11 protein-coding genes are annotated in these 16,202 nt (G+C 72.7%); 2 read left to right on the forward strand and 9 right to left on the reverse strand.

All coding sequences use genetic code 11. The features are described 5' to 3' along the window. Window positions 1-7 precede the first annotated feature (7 nt). From ACZ6BG_RS27415 to ACZ6BG_RS27445, 7 genes are all read right to left on the reverse strand, one after another. Window positions 8-895: a segregation and condensation protein A gene (locus ACZ6BG_RS27415; RefSeq protein ID WP_469006134.1), complete on the reverse strand. Its 888-nt coding sequence runs from the start codon at window positions 893-895 to the stop codon at window positions 8-10. A gap of 217 nt (window positions 896-1,112) precedes the next feature. Beyond that, the gene (locus tag ACZ6BG_RS27420; protein ID WP_469006136.1) at window positions 1,113-1,724 is read right to left on the reverse strand and encodes a hypothetical protein; all 612 of its coding nucleotides are present in this window, start codon (window positions 1,722-1,724) and stop codon (window positions 1,113-1,115) included. Then, entirely contained in the window at window positions 1,709-2,842 is a 1,134-nt protein-coding gene (locus ACZ6BG_RS27425) for a ParA family protein (protein ID WP_468452703.1), read from the reverse strand. Before ACZ6BG_RS27425 ends, ACZ6BG_RS27420 begins: the two co-directional genes overlap by 16 nt. A gap of 387 nt (window positions 2,843-3,229) precedes the next feature. Then, window positions 3,230-4,354, reverse strand: a complete 1,125-nt coding sequence (gene ald / locus ACZ6BG_RS27430) for an alanine dehydrogenase (RefSeq protein ID WP_469006138.1) — start codon at window positions 4,352-4,354, stop codon at window positions 3,230-3,232. A gap of 136 nt (window positions 4,355-4,490) precedes the next feature. Then, entirely contained in the window at window positions 4,491-6,620 is a 2,130-nt protein-coding gene (locus tag ACZ6BG_RS27435) for a tetratricopeptide repeat protein (protein ID WP_469006141.1), read from the reverse strand. Window positions 6,621-6,806: 186 nt separating this feature from the next. Beyond that, the gene (locus ACZ6BG_RS27440) at window positions 6,807-7,433 is read right to left on the reverse strand and encodes an NUDIX domain-containing protein (RefSeq protein WP_469006143.1); all 627 of its coding nucleotides are present in this window, start codon (window positions 7,431-7,433) and stop codon (window positions 6,807-6,809) included. Window positions 7,434-7,517: 84 nt separating this feature from the next. Then, window positions 7,518-9,173: a CTP synthase gene (locus ACZ6BG_RS27445; RefSeq protein ID WP_469006145.1), complete on the reverse strand. Its 1,656-nt coding sequence runs from the start codon at window positions 9,171-9,173 to the stop codon at window positions 7,518-7,520. 473 nt (window positions 9,174-9,646) lie between these two features. Here ACZ6BG_RS27445 and ACZ6BG_RS27450 point away from each other — a divergent pair, with 473 nt between their 5' ends. Together ACZ6BG_RS27450 and ACZ6BG_RS27455 are read left to right on the forward strand one after the other, a co-directional pair. Then, a complete protein-coding gene (locus ACZ6BG_RS27450) occupies window positions 9,647-11,458 on the forward strand; it encodes a glycoside hydrolase family 15 protein (protein WP_469006232.1) in 1,812 nt (603 codons plus the stop codon). A gap of 127 nt (window positions 11,459-11,585) precedes the next feature. Further along, the gene (locus ACZ6BG_RS27455) at window positions 11,586-13,238 is read left to right on the forward strand and encodes a PucR family transcriptional regulator (RefSeq protein WP_469006147.1); all 1,653 of its coding nucleotides are present in this window, start codon (window positions 11,586-11,588) and stop codon (window positions 13,236-13,238) included. Between the two features lie 44 nt (window positions 13,239-13,282). On the opposite strand, the gene ACZ6BG_RS27460 is transcribed toward ACZ6BG_RS27455, so the two are convergent. Next, window positions 13,283-14,422: a glycosyltransferase family 4 protein gene (locus ACZ6BG_RS27460; RefSeq protein WP_469006150.1), complete on the reverse strand. Its 1,140-nt coding sequence runs from the start codon at window positions 14,420-14,422 to the stop codon at window positions 13,283-13,285. 917 nt (window positions 14,423-15,339) lie between these two features. Continuing rightward, on the reverse strand, window positions 15,340-16,143 hold the full coding sequence (locus ACZ6BG_RS27465; protein ID WP_469006152.1) for a hypothetical protein: 804 nt from the start codon (window positions 16,141-16,143) through the stop codon (window positions 15,340-15,342). Window positions 16,144-16,202 lie beyond the last annotated feature (59 nt).

Below are 16,202 nucleotides of genomic sequence, written 5' to 3' on the forward strand. Positions count from 1 at the left end.
GCTGCGCTCACGGCTTCCTCTCCTCGTCCGGCTCGGGGGCCCGGTCGAACTCGTCGGTCACGGTCGGCTCCGCCTCGCCGTCCCCGCCGGTCCAGCGCACCGTCAGCTCGCCGAGCGCGTCCTCCTGCTCCAGGGCGACGGCCTTCTCCCGGTACAGCTCGAGGAGCGCCAGGAAACGGGCGACGACGGTGAGGGTGTCGTCGGGCCCCAGCTCCTCGATCAGGGCGCGGAAGCTCGCCTCGCCACGCTCCTTCAGCCGCGCCACGACCACGGCGGCCTGCTCGCGCACGCTCACCAGCGGGGCGTGGATGTGGTCGATGTACACCTGCGGCTTCGCCTTGGGCTGCATCGCCTTCACGGCGAGCTTGGCGAACCCTTCGGCGCCGATGCTGATGACGACCTCGGGCAGCAGCTCGGCGTGGTGCGGCTCCAGGCCGACGGTGCGCGGATAGCGCCGCGCCTCCTCGTCGAGCCGCCCGCTGAAGATGTCCGCGATCCTCTTGTACGCGCGGTACTGCAGCAGCCGCGCGAACAGCAGGTCCCGTGCTTCGAGCAGCGCCAGGTCGGCCTCGTCCTCGATCTCGGCGGCGGGCAGCAGCCGCGCCGCCTTCAGATCGAGCAGCGTCGCCGCGACCACCAGGAACTCGGTCGTCTGATCCAGGTCCCAGTCCGGCCCCATGCTCCGGATGTGCGCCATGAACTCATCGGTCACCTTGGACAGCGCGACTTCGGTGACGTCCATCTTGTGCTTGGAGATGAGCTGAAGCAGCAGATCGAAGGGCCCCTCGAAGTTCGCGAGCCGAACCTTGAACCGCCCGTCGTCGGGCTCCGCAGGAGCTTCGTCGGACTCGGCAGGAGCTTCCTCGACGGTCGGAGCGTCCTCCACGTCCGCCATGTCCGCCATGTCCGCGTTGCGCCCGCCCAGGGCCTCCGGGGCCTCGGGGAGCTCCGGGGGCTCACCCCCGGTCTCGGGAAAGGGCGGGCTCGGGGAAGAAACCGCCCCACCACGCCCCAGCACCCGCCGCGGACGACGGGACTCAGCGGGATCGGCGTCGGTCGGCATCACGGTCCAAGGAAGCGGCAACGGCGGGGCACTACGCGGAAAGGTACCGCTACCGCCCACGCAGCCGTCGTACGAGAATGCTCGCGTCCCCACGCGATTCGAGGTCGGCGAGCACCACGGCCACCGCCTCGCGCACGATGCGCCCCCGGTCCACCGCGAGCCCGTGCTCCCCGCGCAGCACGAGCCGCGCGTGTTCGAGGTCCATCAGTTCCTCGGCGGAGACGTACACGGTGATCTTCTCGTCGTGCCGCTCACGCCCGCTGGGCCGCCGGTTGGCGGCACGGGCCCGGCGCCGCGCCTGCGCGGACGTACCCCCGGCCGCGTTCGCGGACTTGCCCCCGGGGGCGGGGCTGGCAGAACCTTCCTGCGCCGCCCGCCGCCCCGACGCCTTCTCGGCGTCGGTGCCGGCCGCGGACCGGCTGCGCGAACCGCCGCCGGACTCCGCGTCCGCGGCGGCGTGTTCCGCGTGCTCGGAGGACTCCTCGTCCCCCTGCGGGGCGGCGTGGGACTCCTCGGCGGCCGCCTCGTCGCTCTCGCCCGCCGGAGCGGGCACCCTCGCCTCGCCATTCGCCTGGCGCCGCGGGGTGGACGCCTGCAGCGCCATCCCCCCGGTCGTACGGAACAGTTCGTCGGCCCCCGGCAGACTCACTCGGCGTGACACCGGGCGAGCACCTCCCTGGCGAGCTGGCGATAGGCGGCCGCACCGACCGAGTTCGAGGCGTACGTCGTGATCGGCTCACCGGCGACCGTGGTCTCCGGGAAGCGCACGGTCCGCCCGATCACCGTGTGGTAGACGTGATCGTCGAACGCCTCGACCACGCGCGCGAGGACCTCGCGGCTGTGCACCGTGCGCGAGTCGTACATCGTCGCGAGGATGCCGTCGAGCTCCAGGTCGGGGTTGAGCCGCTCCTGGACCTTCTCGATGGTCTCGGTGAGCAGGGCGACACCGCGCAGCGCGAAGAACTCGCACTCCAGCGGCACGATCACCTTGTGCGCGGCGGTGAGCGCGTTGACGGTGAGCAGGCCGAGCGAGGGCTGACAGTCGATCACGATGTAGTCGTAGTCGGCCATCAGCGGCTTGAGCGCGCGCTGCAGCGTGGACTCGCGCGCGACCTCGCTGACCAACTGCACTTCGGCGGCGGAGAGGTCGATGTTGCTGGGCAGCAGGTCCATGTTGGGGACCGCCGTCTTCAGCAGGACCTCGTCCGCCGACATGCCCCGCTCCATGAGCAGGTTGTAGACGGTGAGGTCGAGCTCCATCGGGTTCACACCGAGACCCACCGAGAGCGCGCCCTGCGGGTCGAAGTCGACGAGCAGCACCCGGCGCCCGTACTCCGCGAGCGCGGCGCCCAGATTGATGGTCGACGTGGTCTTGCCGACGCCGCCCTTCTGGTTGCACATCGCGATGATCTTCGCGGGGCCGTGGTCGGTCAACGGCCCCGGGATCGGGAAGTACGGCAGCGGGCGTCCCGTGGGGCCGATGCGCTCGCGGCGCTGACGGGCAGCGTCCGGGGCGAGCGTGGCCGCGTACTCGGGATCGGGCTCGTACTCCGCGTCGGGGTCGTAGAAGTGACCCTGGGGCAGTTCCTCGTAGTCGGCGAGAGAGGTGGGGGTGGTGTTCTCGCCACTCCGGTCGCCGGCCATGGCGTTCACGTGATGGCCATCCATGCTCTGGGGTGCTGACTGTGTCGGCTGCGGACTCTGGCGGGCTTCGAAGGTGCGGACAGCGACGGAGCCGACAGCCTGAAGCCCGACGGGGCCTTGGCCTCGTCCAGTCATTCCTGGTTGACCACCCCCGGGAGCAAATGTCGACTCATTCACAAGTCGTCTTACCTCCTTGGTGACCAGGAAATTTCTAGATAGGTCAGCGTGGCACCATGCCGACGGTTGGCGACTCTATGGCGTGTCACCACTCCGCAGCAACACAATCCGCCGGACCCGGCCCGATGTGTCGGCAATGGAACATCCCGATGTCAAGGGCGCACCGCATGACATCGCCGCGTTTGCGTGGTGGACGAATCGCCCAAATGTTTACGTACAAGGCGAGTTGAGCGAGTGTACGCCCAACCGCCCGCGGCCGGACCCCTCACAAGGTCCGGCCGCGGGCGTGAGATTGACGACTTCCGTTGACCCGAGTCGACGGAAAAGCCGTGGTCGGCGTGGCGGTCAGCCGAGCAGCGACTCGATCTCGACGTGCTCGAGACCGTGCGCCTCGGCGACCTCCTTGTAAACGACCTTGCCGTCATGGGTGTTGAGGCCCAGGGCGAGCGCGGGGTCGCGGCGCAGGGCCTCGACCCAGCCCCGGTTCGCCAGCTCGACGATGTACGGCATCGTGGCGTTGGTCAGGGCGTACGTGGAGGTGTTGGGCACCGCGCCGGGCATGTTGGCGACGCAGTAGAAGACCGAGTCGTGGACCGGGAAGGTCGGCTCGGCGTGCGTGGTGGGACGCGAGTCCTCGAAGCAGCCGCCCTGGTCGATCGCGATGTCGACAAGGACACTTCCGGGCTTCATCCGCGACACCAGCTCGTTGGTGACGAGCTTGGGGGCCTTGGCACCAGGGATGAGCACGGCGCCGATGACGAGGTCGGCCTCCAGACAGGCCTTCTCCAGCTCGAAGGAGTTGGAGACGACGGTCTGGATCTTCGTGCCGAAGATCTTGTCGGCTTCCTTGAGCTTGTTGATGTCGCGGTCGAGCAGGGTCACGTGGAAGCCCATGCCGATGGCGATCTGCGCGGCGTTCCAGCCGGAGACGCCACCGCCGATGACGACGGCCTTGCCCGCGGCCACGCCCGGGACACCACCGGGCAGCACACCGCGGCCGCCGTTGGCGCGCATCAGGTGGTAGGCGCCGACCTGCGGGGCCAGGCGGCCCGCGACCTCGGACATCGGGGCGAGCAGCGGCAGGGCGCGGCTGGGCAGCTCCACCGTCTCGTACGCGATGGCGGTGGTGCCGGACTCCAGGAGGGCGTCCGTGCACTCCTTGGAGGCGGCCAGGTGCAGGTAGGTGAAGAGCGTCTGGTCCTTGCGGAGACGGTGGTACTCCTCGGCGATCGGCTCCTTGACCTTCAGGAGCAGGTCGGCCGTGGCCCACACCTCGTCGGCGGTCTCCAGGATCTCGGCGCCGGCGGCGACGTACTCGCCGTCCGTGATCGAGGAGCCGACACCGGCGTCGCGCTCGATGACGACCTGGTGGCCGTGGCGCACCAGCTCGTGCACGCCGGCGGGGGTGATGGCCACCCGGAACTCGTTGTTCTTGACCTCGCGGGGGATGCCGACCTTCACGTCGATCACGGTCCTTGGCTCTGAGGGGGGGGTTCGGACAATGGAGTACATACCGGTACGCAAATGAGCGCATCGGAAGACACCACGAAGCACGCGGCGGAGCCAGTCTAATGAAGGATTTCCCGCTGTCCAGCCTTTCAAAGCTTCAATCTTGGCCGGATGCACTACGGATTTCGTAGGCGGAGGCCGGTGGTCCATCTTCATTGTGATGTTCTTCCCGATGCTTGGGCGCAGGCCCTGCGACCTCGGGAAACTCACTTCCCAGCATGCGCTCGGCGGCCGCCCGGTGCAGCCCGGCGGCGGTCGGATCGCCTAGGCGCTCCAGGGTGTCCGCGAGCCGCACCTGCAGCGCCGCCTGGAGGCGTACGTCCGCCGCCTCGCGCGCCCATTCGGCCGCCTCCTGGCAGGTGCGCAGGGACTCCTCGGGCCGCCCCGCGTACTCCTGGACGCGCGCCATCTCGCTCAGCGCCCGCGCCCGGCCCGCGACGTCGCCGATCTTGCGCAGGCCCGCGACGGCCGAGCGCCAGTTGCGCAGGGCCTCGCCGTAGCGGCCCGCGTAGGTGTGGGTGGTGGCGATGCGGCCGTACAGCCGGGCGGCGTCGGCGCGCTCGTCGCGGGCCAGGCGCTGCGCGAGGGCCCTGCCGTACCAGTCGGCGGCCCGCGCCCAGTCCCCCAGCTCCTGGTAGGCACCGCCTACGGATTCCATCGCGCGGCCGGTCGCGTACGGGTCCCCGGCGGCCCGGCCGTGGTCGAGGGCGGCGCGGTAGCGGGCCAGGGCCTCGTGCGTCCGCCCTGTCTGCGCGTCCAGGTCGGCGAGGTTCAGGAGCGCGGCGGCCTGCTCCCGCGGCAGGTCGCGGCGCTCGGCCACACCGAGGACGAGCTGGTGGATGGCGTACAGCTCGGGCGCCGCGTCCCGCGTGCCCCGGTGCGCGACCAGGGCGCGGGCGAGGGCGGCCATCAGACGGCGGGCGAGGGTGTCGAGATCGCCGTCCGCGACCGCGAGCCGGGCCGCGGCGAGCAGCGCCGGCTGCCGGATCCGCAGCCACTCGGCGGCGGCGCGCGGGGTCGGGAAGCGCAGCGCCCGGGGCAGCCCGGCGAGTCTCTTGCGCGCCGCCGAGCCGTCGGGCTCGGTGACCGCCCGGCAGGACTGGAGCAGCCGCACGGTCCGCTCCAGCATCCGGGCCCGCGCCAACTGCACCTCCCCCGGCCGGTCCTGAGTCTGCGTCAACTCCCGCAGGAGCGGCACCAGACACCCCGGCACCTCGTACTGCGGCAGCGGCGACGCCACCGCCCGCAGCAGGCCGAGCGCGACGAAGTCGTCGAGCGTGGCGCAGGCCGCGGACACCGAACAGCCCGCGAGCGCCGACGCGGTGTGCGGGTCGACGTACCCGGCGGGGGCGAGGCTCAGCAGTCGCAGTATCCGGGCGGCGGGCGCGGGCAGCGCGGCATAGGTGTGCTGGAAGACCCGGGCAAGGCCGGAGTCCGCGGCGCCCTCCTCGGGGCAGTCCCTGACCTGCTTGGCGAGGTCGGCGACAGCGGCCTTGGGGCGGGCCGCGAGCCAGCCGCCCGCGATGACGAGCGCCGCCGGATTCCCGCCGCACGCCTCGACCAGGCTCTCCGCGGAGCGCGGGTCGACGGTGATGCGCACCGAACCGGCGCTGCGGGCGAGCAGGTCGAGGGCGGCCTTGGTGTCCAGGCCGCCCAGGGTGCAGGGGCGGACGTCCGGGATGCCGGTGAGCGGGCCCGCGGACACGGCGAGGACCAGGCAGTCGGGGGTGTCCGGGAGCAGCGGGTCGACCTGCGCGCCGCCCTCGCCGTCGGTCACGTCGTCGAGCAGGAGCAGGGCGCGGCGGCCGTCGAGCGCGTCCCGCAGGGCTCCGGCGAGGTCGTCCTCGTCCGCCCCGGCGGGCGCGGGGGCGCCGAGCGCGTCGAGCAGCTCGCGGGCGGTGCGCTCGGTGGGGACGGCGGCGCCGTCGGGGTCGGTGAGGCGGGCGCGCAGGACGCCGTCGGGGTAGGCGTCGGCGAGCTGCCGGGCGAGTTCCTCGGCGAGGGCGGTGCGGCCGGATCCGGGGCGCCCCGCGACGAGCAGGACGCGGGCGCGGGGCGCCTTGCGGCCGGCGAGGGTGTCGAGCCCGGCGCGGTCGATGTCGGCGCGGAGCTCCTTCAACTCCCGGTGGCGGCCGACGAATCGGCTGCCGTCCGCGGGGGCCGCCGCGCCGCTGGGCGAGGGCGCGCCACGCGCCGAACCGTCCGTGTCGACCGCCTGATCCGTCACGGGTAACGCTCCCGTCCGCCTGCGCACGAACCCGCCGGGACTCCGGTCGGGACGCTTTCAGAGCCTAGTTCAGGCCCTGCCGCGTTCCGGGCCGCACGGGGCCCACAAGTCGCCCGATCGGATCAGGAGATCGTCAGACCGCGCGCCGCCGGACGGGGGACGAGGGGCGCCGGAGGCGCTCGCCGCTCAGGCCTCGAACGGCCGTGCGGGCCACGGCGCGTCGGCCGGACGCAGGGAGTCCACGCCGTCGCCCTGGAGCGCCGCGGTGAGCGACAGGGCGCCCACGACGAGGCAGTTGTTGTGCAGCTCGCCGGCGAGCACGCCGCGTACCAGGTCCGCGAGGGGCACCCGCGCCAGCTCCATGTCGGACTCCTCCTCGGAGACCTCGAAGCGCTCGCCCTCGGCCTCGGAGAGGCCACGGGCGAGGAACACGCGCACGGCCTCGTCGCAGCCGCCGGGCGTGGTGTACACGTCGGTGAGCACACGCCAGTCCTCGGCCTTGACGTGGGCCTCTTCGTACAGCTCGCGCTGGGCGGCGTGCAGCGGGTTCTCGCCGGGGACGTCGAGCAGCCCCGCGGGGATCTCCCAGAGCTTGTGGCGCACGGGGTGACGGTACTGGCGGATGACCAGGACGCGGTCCTCGTCGTCGAGCGCGAGGACGGCGACCGAGCCGGGGTGGACCTGGTAGTCGCGGCGGACCACCGTCCCGTCCGGCATGACGACGTCGTCGGTGCGCACCGAGGTCTTGTTGCCGACGAACGGGGTCTCGCTCGCCGTGACCTGCCACTCCTCGGCGGTGTCCTTGATCGTCATGTCGCGCTGTCCTCCCACGTGCAAACCAAACAGAAACCGGGGTGCGCGCCCGCAGGCGCGCACCCCGGCAACCGTATCCCGCCGCTACTTGCCCGCGGCCTGCTGGCGCTGGACGGCGGCCTTCACCAGGCCCGCGAAGAGCGGGTGCGGCCGGGTCGGACGCGAGCGCAGCTCCGGGTGGGCCTGGGTCGCGACCAGGTACGGGTGGACCTCGCGCGGGTACTCGACGTACTCGACGAGCTTGCCGTCGGGCGAGGTGCCGGAGAAGAGGATGCCCGCCTGCTTCTCCAGATCGGCGCGGTAGGCGTTGTTCACCTCGTAGCGGTGGCGGTGGCGCTCCTCGACGTACTCCTTGCCGTCGTACACCTCGCGCACGATGGAGCCCTCGGCGAGCTTGGCCGGGTACATGCCGAGCCGCATGGTGCCGCCCATGTCGCCCTCGCCCGCGACGATGTCGAGTTGCTCGGCCATGGTGGAGATGACCGGGTGGGAGGTGGCGGAGTCGAACTCGGTGGAGTTGGCGTCGGGGATGTCCGCGAGGTTGCGGGCCGCCTCGATCACGATGCACTGCAGGCCGAGGCAGAGGCCGAGCAGCGGGATCTTGTTCTCGCGGGCGAACTGGATCGCGCCGACCTTGCCGGACACACCGCGGTCGCCGAAGCCGCCGGGGATGCAGATCGCGTCGACGTCGCCGAGCTGCTTGGCGGCGCCCGCCGGGCTCTTGCAGTCGTCGGACGTGACCCACTTGATCTTGACGCGGGCCTTGTTGGCGAAGCCGCCGGCGCGCAGCGCCTCGGTCACCGAGAGGTAGGCGTCGGGCAGGTCGATGTACTTGCCGACCAGCGCGATGGCGACCTCGTGGTCGGGGTTGTGGACCCGGTCGAGCAGGTCCTCCCACTGCGTCCAGTTCACATCGCGGAACGGCAGGTCCAGCTTGCGGACGACATAGGCGTCCAGGCCCTCGGTGTGCAGGACCTTCGGGATGTCGTAGATCGACTTGGCGTCGATGGCGGCGACGACCGCGGCCTCGTCGACGTCGCACATCAGCGAGATCTTGCGCTTGATGGCGGTCGGCACGTCGCGGTCGGCGCGCAGCACGATCGCGTCGGGCTGGATACCGATGTTGCGCAGGGCGGCGACGGAGTGCTGGGTCGGCTTGGTCTTCAGCTCGCCGGAGGGGCCGATGTAGGGCAGCAGCGAGATGTGCACGACGAAGACGTTGTCGCGGCCGACCTCGTGGCGGACCTGGCGGACGGTCTCCAGGAACGGCAGCGACTCGATGTCGCCGACGGTGCCGCCGACCTCGGTGATGACGACGTCGACGTCGTCGGTCGCCATGCGGCGGATGCGGTGCTTGATCTCGTTGGTGATGTGCGGGATGACCTGCACGGTGTCGCCCAGGTACTCACCGCGGCGCTCCTTGGCGATCACCTGGGAGTAGACCTGGCCGGTGGTGACGTTGGCCGAGCCGTCGAGGTCGACGTCGAGGAAGCGCTCGTAGTGGCCGATGTCCAGGTCGGTCTCGGCGCCGTCGTTGGTGACGAACACCTCGCCGTGCTGGAAGGGGTTCATCGTGCCGGGGTCGACGTTCAGGTACGGGTCGAGCTTCTGCATCGTGACGCGCAGGCCCCGGGCCTTGAGGAGCGCACCCAGGCTGGAGGCCGTCAGGCCCTTGCCGAGGGAGGAGGCGACACCCCCGGTGACGAAGATGTGCTTGGTCGTCGTGGATGTGGGTGGCATGGCCAACAGGGGGCTCCCGTGCGTCGCGGTCTGGAGGTGCGTACCGGCGTCCGCTCCTGGTCGGAGGGAGGGGCCGTCGCTGCGGTTCGGGGGTTCTAGGACCACCGGCTCACGGGCTACCAGGGTATCAGCGACAGACGGGGACTGCTTCCGGCCACGTCTTGACACGCGCTTTCACATCGCGTACATGATCTTCACCGCTCGAACACCGGACGGGTACGGGACGGGCACCGCTTTCACCCGGAACTCGTTCGGCGTAGTCACGTTGGCGGGACGAGCGGGCAGATATCCGGGGCGTCGATGTATGTTGCTCGGACACTCGCTGCCGAGCCGTGCGCACGGGCTGAACCATCCCCCGTCGGCACTTCTGGACATCACTGGAAACCTTCGGGCCCGGCAGTTCGTTTTACAGCGAACCCTTGACCGTAGAACGAGCGCCCCGTGAGCGGGCGAACGTGGCCGTTTGAATGGGGATGCACGTGGCCGGGCGCATCGAGGATTACGCACTGATCGGAGACATGCAGACCGCCGCGCTGGTCTGCCGGGACGGCACGGTCGACTGGCTGTGTCTGCCCCGCTTCGACTCCCACGCCGTCTTCGCCGGCCTGCTCGGCACGGAGGAGCACGGCTTCTGGCGGCTGGGTCCCGCCCACGGTCCGGGCACAGGGCCCGCACCGTCGACCCGGCGTACGTACCGCGGCGACTCCCTGATCCTGGAGTCCGAGTGGGACACCCCGCGCGGCACGGTCCGGGTCACGGACTTCATGCCGCCGCGCGACTCCGACGCCCCGCAGCTGGTGCGGATCGTGGAGGGCGTCAGCGGCCGAGTGCCGATGCGCTCCGCCCTGCGGATGCGTTTCAGCTACGGCCGCGTGGTGCCGTGGGTGCACAAGGTCGACGGGCGCACGGTGGCCGTCGCCGGGCCGGACTCGGTGTGGCTCGACACCACCGCCGAGACCTTCGGCAAGGACCTCACGACGTACTCGGACTTCACCGTCGCCCCCGGCGACCGGATCGCCTTCACCATCTCCTGGCAGCCCTCGCACAAGGGCCAGCCCGCCCACCCCGAGCCGGAGGCCGCGCTCACGGCGACGGAGGAGTTCTGGCGCGACTGGGTGGCCCAGTGCACGTACCACGGGCCCTACCGCGAGGCCGTGGTCCGCTCCCTCATCACCCTCAAGGCACTGACGTACGCCCCCACGGGCGGCATCGTCGCCGCGCCCACCACCTCCCTGCCGGAGGACATCGGCGGCTCCCGCAACTGGGACTACCGCTTCACGTGGCTGCGCGACGCCGCCATCACGCTCTCCTCGCTGCTGCGCACCGGCTATCGCGAGGAGGCCCGCGCCTGGCGCGAGTGGCTGCTCCGCGCGGTCGCGGGCGACCCCGAGAACCTGCAGATCATGTACGGCATCGCGGGCGAGCGCGAGCTGGGCGAGGCGGAGCTCGACTGGCTTCCCGGGTACGAGAACTCGGCGCCCGTCCGCGCGGGCAACGGCGCGGCCCACCAACTCCAGCTCGATGTCTACGGAGAAGTCACCGAGGCCCTGCACCTCGCCCACATGACCGGCCTCGCCCGCAACGACTACGCCTCCCTGCTCCAGCTCAAGCTGATCCGCTATCTGGAGACGCACTGGGACCAGCCCGACGAGGGCATCTGGGAGGTGCGCGGACCGCGCCGCCACTTCGTGCACTCCAAGGTGATGGCCTGGGTCGCCGTCGACCGCACCATCAAGCTCATCGAGTCCGGCGACGCAGACGGCCCCCTGGAGCGCTGGCGCGACCTGCGCGACGACATCCACCGGGACGTCTGCGAGCGGGGCTACGACAAGGAGCGCAACACCTTCACCCAGTCGTACGGCTCCAAGGAGCTGGACGCCTCGCTGCTCCTGATCCCGCAGGTCGGCTTCCTGCCGCCCGACGACAAGCGCGTCATCGGCACCATCGAGGCCATCCAGCGCGAGCTGTCCACGCCGGACGGCTTCATCCTGCGCTATCCGACCTCCGGCGACGACGCGGGCGTGGACGGCCTGGAGGGCGACGAGGGCGCGTTCCTCGCCTGCTCGTTCTGGATGGCCGACGACCTGGCGATGATCGGCCGCGTCGACGAGGCCCGCAAGCTCTTCGAGCGCCTGCTCGCCCTGCGCAACGACCTCGGTCTGCTCGCCGAGGAGTGGGACCCGCGCCTGCAGCGCCAGGTCGGCAACTTCCCCCAGGCGTTCAGCCACGTGCCGCTCATCGACACGGCACTGCGGCTGACGGCTTCGGGGGCGTACGGGGGCTAGCACCGGGTCGTACGAGGGCGGGGGCGGCCCCGCCGAGTCCCGGCGGCCAGGACACCCACCCGCCGTGCGGACCCCCGCCGTCCGCACGGCGACGGCCCACCGGGCCTGGTCAGGTAGCGTCCGCCCCATGGACAGTCAGGACACTCAGGGCGGCATCACCGTACAGCGGGCGCTGGAACTCCCCGGTCTGCGCGGCGGTCTCCCCGAGATCGTCGCGGGCGCCGACCGGCTGGGCCGCACGGTGCGCTGGGTGCACGCGGGCGAGGTGCCGAACATCGCCTCGCTCCTCAAGGGCGGCGAACTCCTGCTGACCACGGGGCTCGGCCTCGGCTCCCGCCCGGCCGAGCAGCGCGCCTTCGTCCGCGACCTCGCCGAGCGCGGCATCGCGGCCCTGGTCGTCGAGCTGGGCCCGCGCTTCGCCCGCCTGCCCGCCGCACTCGTCGACACAGCCCGCGCGGCCGGTCTCCCCCTGGTCCAGCTGCACCGCGAGGTGCCCTTCGTGACGGTCACCGAAGAGGTGCACACGGAGATCGTCAACGGCCACTACGCACTCCTGCGCCGCGCCGAGGAGGTGCACCGCCGCTGCACCGGAGCGCTGCTCTCCGGCGGCGGCATCCCCCAAGTGCTCTCCGTCCTCGCCGAGTTCAGCGGCAACCCGGTGTTCCTGGAGACGGCGGACGGCCAGCTCCTGTACGCCGCCGGGGCGGGCAGCGCGTGCGCCGACCCGCTCCAGGTCTGGGAGGGGCTGCGGGGGCACCCGGAGGACCGGGCCGAGCCCCCGGCGGGCGCCGTCCTCGTGGACGTACCCGGCGGCGGGCCCGGCGCCGGATCGGTGCGGGCCCGCCTGGTCCTGCTCGCCGTGGAGTCCACGCTCCTTCCCGTCCACCGGATCGCCGCCGAGCGGGCCGCGGGCAGCCTCGCGGTGGTCCTGATGCAGGCGAGGCAGGAGGAGGAACTGGCGGCCCGCGGCCGCGGCGACTTCCTCACCGACCTCGCCGAGGGCCGCATCACCGCCGAGGACGCCCCCGCCCAGGCCCGCGTCCTCGGCTTCAAGCCGGGGTCGAGCCCACTGCTCCCCGTGGTCATGCGGATCCCCGACGGCCTGCCGACCGGGGGCGGTTGGGCGGTCCTCGCGCGCGCCGTCGCGGAGGAGCTCGCATCGGTGGGAGTGCCGGCCCTGCTCGGCGTACGCCCCGTGGAGGGGAGGGTTCCGCTCCTGCTCGGGCTGCGCGCGGAGCCCGAGCGCACGACGGTCGCGGACCGGGTCGCGGCGGCGCTGCGGGCCGGGGTCGAGCGGGCGGGCATGCGGCGGGCCGGGGCGCAGCCGCCGATCGTGGTGGTCGGCGTGGCGGGCGGTTGGGCGGCGGCCGCGTCGGGCCTGCGGCACGCGGCGGAGACGGCGACGGCGGCGCAGGGGCTGCCGGACAGGCCCTGGTACGACGCGCGGCGCCTGGACATCGACCTGCTCCTGTGGCGCCTGCACCAGCACGACGGCACCGCGCTCGCCGCGTTCGTGGACCGCGCGATCGGCCCCCTGCGCGACCACGACCAGCGCTCCAAGCCGCCCCTGCTCCCCACCCTCCAGACCTACCTGGCGCACGCGGGCCGCAAGGCGGAGACGGCACGCGAGCTCCACCTCAACCGCCAGACCCTCTACAACCGCCTGGCCCGGATCGGCGAACTCCTCGGCACGGACCTGGACGACCCGCAGACGGTACTCGCCCTCAGCCTGGCACTGCGGGCCCGCAGGCACGTGCCGCCGACGCCTCCGAGCGATTGACCAGCAAGATCCGATCGGCTGACCAACAAGAGCTGATCGGCTGATCAATAGGAACTGATCGGCTGAGTCAACTCGTCATAGACGCTCAACACTTGAGTGACCGTTTCGTCCTCCGTGGGCCAGGTGGCGGCCTGGGCGGTGCCCAGGTCCTTCAGTTCCTGGCGGCGTGCGTCGTCGGCGAGGAGCCGGGTGACGGCGTCGGAGAGGGCCCGGGCGTCCCCGTACGGGACGAGTTCGGCGGCGTCGCCGACGAGTTCGGGGATGCCGCCGACGGCGGTGGCGACGAGCGGCACGCGCGCGTGCAGGGCCTCCTGGGCGAGCAGGGAGCGGGACTCCCACTCGCTGGGCAGCACCACGAGGTCGGCGGCGGCGAGGAGTTCCGGTACGTCGTCCCGGCGCCCGATGAGCCGGGCGGGCAGGCCTTCGGCGTCGATGCGGTCCTGGAAGGCGGCGCGCGCGGACCCCTCGCCCGCGACGACGAGCAGCGGCAGCGGGGCGAGTCCGGCCCAGGCGCGGGCGGCGTCGAGGAGGACGTCGTAGCCGCGGTGGGCCTCCAGGGAGCCGACGGCGAGGAGCAGGGGGCGGTCGACGGCGCCGAGTTCGGCACGGATCTTGTGGCGGGGCCCGGTGGGTTCGCCGTCCGTGCGCTCGGCGCGGCGCGGCGTGGGCAGGGCGACCGGCGCGAGGCGGGCGTCGCGGGCGCCCCGGCCGCGGGCCCGGACGACGAGGTCGGACGAGGTGCCGAGGACCACGGCGGCGGCCCTGGCGACGCGCCGCTCCAGGACCCGCAGGACGTGGGCGCGGGCGCCCGAGGCCTGAGCGCGGGTGTGCCAGGTGACGACGAGCGGGATACGGCGGCCGGTGAGGGCGATGGCGGCCCGCAGCGCGGCGTGCAGCCCGTGCGCGTGCACCAGGTCGGCGTCGGCGCAGGCGGTCCGCAGGGCGGCGACGGACGCGGGGTCGCTGCGGCGCGGCACGGGGACGTGACGGGCGCCGGTGCCCGCGAAGTCGTACGCCTCTTCGGCCTCGGTGGGGGCGCACACGGTGACGCGCACGCCGCGCGCGGCCAGCCCTGTCGCCAGGGACCTGACGTGCGCGCTGCTTCCCGCGCTGCCGCCGCCGAGGACCTGCACGGTGTGCAGCGGCGGCTGGCCTTGCGGTGCGGGGGTGCTCACGTGGCTCACGTGGCCGGGGCTCCTGGGTCGGGTCGGCGGCTGGGCGGCGCGCCGAGGGATGGGTGGGCGCCAGCGGTACGGGCGGTCGGTGGCCCGCCCACGCACAGCGCCAAGAATGCCAGTACGTACGGCCGTTCCGGCACTGCTGAAAGGTCCCTTCCGCGTCGGGCCGGACAACTTCACGCACCGGATCACCCACTCGGGTGAGCACGGGCGCGGGGCCCAGCGCCGGGTCCGCGACCGAATGCCCCCCCAGGCCAACGGCCTGTCGGCCCCCGCATCTTCGCAAGCCGGACGCCGCGGCGGAAAGCCTTTGCCGAAGTTGGGCACGGCAGGAGGGGACGGGGCCGCCTTTCGACACCCCGGGACCCCAGACAGACACCCCTAGTCCGACCCCTTTGTCCGACCCCTTGTCCGCCCCCTCACCCGCCCCTCGACCCGGTTTGCCCGGCCCTCCATCCACCCTCTACGTCCAGCCCTCCGTCCGGCCCCTCATCCGCCCCTCCGCGCAGCCCCTTCGGCCGACACCTCACCCGCCCCCTCCGTGCAGCCCCTTCGGCCGGCCCCTTATCCGCCCCTTCGCCCGGCCCTCCATCCACCCTCTACGTCCGGCCCTCCGTCCGGCCCCTCCGTACAGCCCCTTCGGCCAGCCCCTCACCCGCCCCTTCGCCCGGCCCTCCATCCACCCTCTACGTCCGGCCCTCCGTACAGCCCCTCCGTACAGCCCCTTCGGCCAGCCCCTCACCCGCCCCTCCGTACAGCCCTCCATCCACCCTCTACGTCCGGCCCTCCGTACAGCCCCTCCGTACAGCCCCTTCGGCCAGCCCCTCACCCGCCCCTCCGTACAGCCCCTTCGGCCGACACCTCACCCGCCCCCTCCGTGCAGCCCTTCGTCCGCCCCCTCCGCCTCGCCTTCCTCTTCCCTGTTACTCAGCAGCCCGCAGCCGCTCCCCCTCCGGCGCGAACCCGGACCGGGCCAGCCTGCTCACCGTGTCCCCGCACACAGCCGCGGCGACCAGTCCCGCCGCGTGGGCGGCGAGACCGGCGCGACGGTTGCCGGCGACGATGGCCACGCCCAGGGCCGCGCCGAGGGCGTGCGCCCCCGTGTCGCCGATCATCGTGCGCTGCGCCATGTCGTCGGGCAGTACGGCGGCCGCCGCGCCCATCGACGCGGCGGCGAGCGTGGCGCCCGGGCCCGCGCGCAGCAGGCCGGGCGCGCCGAGGGTGAGCACCGTGGTGGCGGCCCGGCCGGGCCGTACGTCCACGAGGTTCACGAAGTGAGCGGTACCGGCGATGACGACGCCCGCGAGCACCTTGTCGACGGGACGTTCCTTGAGCAGGGCGCCCGCGGCGAACGCGGCGGCCGAGACGCCGAACAACTTCACGGCGCCGCTGGTCACTTCGCCCCCGCGCAAGGCGGCCACATGCGCCCGGAACCCGCGCCGGGGGTCCCCCGCGCCCGCCACGTCGTCGTACGCCCCGCAGGCCCCCGCCGCCAGCACGGCGAGGCCCGCTGCCGCGCGTGGCCGGGGAGCGAGCGTCGCCGCCCCGAGGGTGGCGCCCACGACGGCCGCGGGGCCCGCGTGCAACTCGACGGTCCGGCCCGTGAAGTTCGTCCGCTGCCAGCGGGTGGGGTCGCCGGGTGGGCGGGTGCGCAGCGCCTTGAGGGTGGCGCGGGTGGCGGTGGCGGCGAGGAGGAAGGCGGTGCGGCGGCGGGAGGGGGTGATCATGGGGTGAGGGTACGGGGGCCTTGCCGGGGGCTCCCCAATCCCGCCCCTTCCCGGCTGTG

The sequence above is a fragment of the Streptomyces sp. NPDC041205 genome, from assembly GCF_055591765.1.